This window comes from Mesorhizobium salmacidum (SeqCode) (assembly GCF_037179605.1).
Classification (GTDB): domain Bacteria; phylum Pseudomonadota; class Alphaproteobacteria; order Rhizobiales; family Rhizobiaceae; genus Mesorhizobium; species Mesorhizobium salmacidum.
This window is the reverse complement of the sequence record NZ_JAPYKS010000102.1, coordinates 1-413: the sequence shown is the minus strand read 5'-3', so window position 1 is coordinate 413 and position 413 is coordinate 1. Positions and strand designations below refer to the sequence as shown.

The 413-nt window shown below is 63.4% G+C and carries 1 protein-coding gene; it reads left to right on the top strand.

Annotation, left to right across the window (positions count from 1 at the left end):
• Window positions 1-413, top strand: a 413-nt coding sequence (locus O7A60_RS32185; RefSeq protein WP_337109601.1) for a zinc-binding dehydrogenase, incomplete at both ends; no start/stop codon positions are given.

Below are 413 nucleotides of genomic sequence, written 5' to 3'. Positions count from 1 at the left end.
GATATGATCATCGGTGTCGATTTGAACAACGACAAGAAGGCCTGGGGCGAGCGATTCGGAATGACGCATTTTGTCAATCCGAAGGAGATCGACGGCGACATCGTCCCTCACCTCGTCAACATGACCAAGCGCGGTGCCGACCAGATCGGCGGCGCCGACTACACGTTCGACTGCACCGGCAACACGAAGGTGATGCGCCAGGCGCTGGAAGCTTCGCATCGCGGCTGGGGCAAGTCGGTCGTCATCGGCGTCGCCGGCGCCGGCCAGGAGATTTCGACTCGGCCGTTCCAGCTGGTCACCGGCCGTACCTGGATGGGCACGGCCTTCGGCGGCGCGCGCGGCCGCACCGACGTGCCGAGGATCGTCGACTGGTACATGGACGGCAAGATCCAGATCGACCCGATGATCACCCA